Annotated in this window: 3 protein-coding genes and 1 pseudogene; 1 reads left to right on the top strand and 3 read right to left on the bottom strand. The window is 55.8% G+C overall.

Annotated elements, in window-relative coordinates; translation table 11 throughout:
• Positions 1 to 71: 71 nt before the first annotated feature.
• From NUV48_15485 to NUV48_15475, 3 genes and pseudogenes are all read right to left on the bottom strand, one after another.
• The gene (locus NUV48_15485) at positions 72 to 455 is read right to left on the bottom strand and encodes a hypothetical protein (protein ID MCR4443533.1); all 384 of its coding nucleotides are present in this window, start codon (positions 453 to 455) and stop codon (positions 72 to 74) included.
• Complete coding sequence (locus NUV48_15480; protein MCR4443532.1) at positions 455 to 1,180, bottom strand: alpha/beta hydrolase; 726 nt, start codon at positions 1,178 to 1,180, stop codon at positions 455 to 457. Before NUV48_15480 ends, NUV48_15485 begins: the two co-directional genes overlap by 1 nt.
• Positions 1,181 to 1,481: 301 nt before the next feature.
• Positions 1,482 to 1,853, bottom strand: a pseudogene (locus NUV48_15475) (sodium/proton-translocating pyrophosphatase).
• Between the two features lie 88 nt (positions 1,854 to 1,941).
• Between NUV48_15475 and NUV48_15470 the strand changes: the two are divergent.
• A partial coding sequence (locus tag NUV48_15470; GenBank protein ID MCR4443531.1) for a hypothetical protein occupies positions 1,942 to 2,219 on the top strand: 278 nt, incomplete at its 3' end.

Here is a 2,219-nt window from a genome sequence, read left to right as displayed (position 1 = left end):
CCCGACCAAAGGCCCTATAGGTGCGACCTCGGTCGCGGTTCCCTCAGGGTCCCGACTAGCAGATTATTTTCTTAAAGTTCATCAGGCAAATAGCTATGCCGTACCCGTTCGTAAAGATTAAGAATTTCCTCCAACAGAATCTCCCGGTTCCGCGCGTGCTCGCGCGGTGAACCCTTCCCATAAGAGAAAAAATAATGGTCGCCCAGGACTACGCGGATGTTGTCGGAGCCCAGTCCCAGGCTTTCCAGCAATTCCAGCATAGGGGCGACGCCTACCAGGCGATCGCGGTGACCCAGAATGACCCGGAAGTTCTCCCAGGTGGTGCGTTGCACCTTCTCCTCCGCTATTCCCGGGGCGTAGAATGTTTGCGCCAGGGTACCTTTGGGTGTATTGGCAAAGATACGCCGATGCTCGCGTTTCACTGCCTGGCTGGCTCCCTCAATCAAAGCCTGCACTACGCGGGGGCCAGCTTGTCTTTGAACCTGTCCAAAAACTCGAGCTGCAAACCCGCACCGATGCCCATGCCCAGGGTCACGTACAACCCTTTCCGCAGGCCGTCGTTATGCAGCAGTGCCGGCGCGACCGCGCATAAGCCATAGGGCTGATTTTCCCAACCCGCCTCAGTTTTGTAAAAGAGAGCCGCCCCACCCATGGAATGTCCCACGAAGAGCAAGGGGCGCCTGGATATTCGTCCACGGCCTGGTCCGATGTTTAGCAGCGCGAGCCACAGCTCTACTGCCCGGATCAGACCTCTGGGGCTGCAGTGTGCGATCCGAGGCACTTCGTCCAGGAAGGGACTGCCCCCGAAGCCATTGACATCTGGGACAATGGATACCAGGCGGGAGTTTGCCTGGCACACCAATGCCGGCAAATCCTCCCAAATTGCTCCACTGCCGTCCCACCCGTGGATGAAAACAACGGTTCCCTGACACCGACCGAGATGTTCTCTCAGGGGTGGCGGATTCGGCTTCGAATCGCTGGCGTATACTACCCGCCAGGCCAGGTCGCCCAATCCTGTCTCTTCCTGGAATCTTGTGAAGGCTTTGGAACTTAAAAGACGTTTTCTCACCAGAGTAGAGAGGTTGAAACTTAAGCTGAGTACACCTTTGCCCTCTTGGCGGGCGCTTCGCCAGCCTTCAGCCCAGGCCCATTTGCCTCCATGGCTGCGCTGCTTATGCACAACAGTCCCTCCCTGCTCCCATAGGACAGGCTGAAGCCCGTCTTACATAAGCTCTGCGTAGGGAAATCGTAGGGTTGTCGTCCAGCAGAAAGGAATCGAATGTAGTATATTATAGGCAAAAGGCATGGCCCATCAAAGGCGATGGTTCATCCTTACCACCCCCACCTGCAGGGGCAGGTGGCTGACGTAAGGTCAGCATGGGCCGTGCCGTCTAGCAATCTCTTCTTCTCCTCCTTTTTTAATGAGGGCTGGGGATCCGGGTCCCTAGCCCTCGTTGATTTATCCCCTATCCCGATTATTGCTAACGTATTACGTTAGCCACCAACAGTGATGCCATCCCGATCAGTTTCATGAAAATAAGCAGGGATGGGCCGGCCACGTCTTTCAGGGGATCTCCCACTGTGTCACCCACTACTGCGGCCTGGTGTTCAGGGGAGCCTTTGTGCCCGGCCTCCTCAATGATCTTCTTGGCGTTGTCGAAAGCAGTACCGAGGTTGTTGAAGAAAGGCCCTAAAAGAGCAGCGGCGGCCACCGCGCCGATCAGCATGGCGCCAAGGGCCCAGGCACCGAAGATGAGACCCGTCGCAACCGGGATTGCTATGCTGAGCAGGCCGGGCAATACCATTTCCCGTAGGGCATTCTTGGTGGCAATATTCACGCAGGCAGCATAATCGGGCTTGGCTTTGGCTCATGTTGGTTTCCAGGTGAAGCGGAAACTTGGTATACTCTTGCTACAACTAGACGTAGCGGGAGAGATACCCATGATGCAATTTCCGATCACCGATTTACTAGACGAACAAGAATGTTACAACTACTTGTCGCGCATGCTTCATCCTGAGGGTTTGAAATGTCCCGTCGGTCATCCGTTACCGCCAGACCAGGCGCCTCACGACCGTAGCCGTGATCCACTCTTCGACTACCGCTGTCGCAAGTGTGGCAAAGTATTCAATCTGTTCACGGGTACCGTTTGGTCCGGCACGCGCTATAGTTGCAAGACCATTGTCTTGGTGATGCGAGGGTTTGTCCAAGGCGTTCCGAC

Source organism: Peptococcaceae bacterium (genome assembly GCA_024655825.1).
Taxonomy (GTDB): Bacteria; Bacillota; Peptococcia; order DRI-13; family PHAD01; genus JANLFJ01.
Note: the sequence above shows the minus strand (reverse complement) of the source record. Positions and strands in the feature narration are given on the sequence as shown.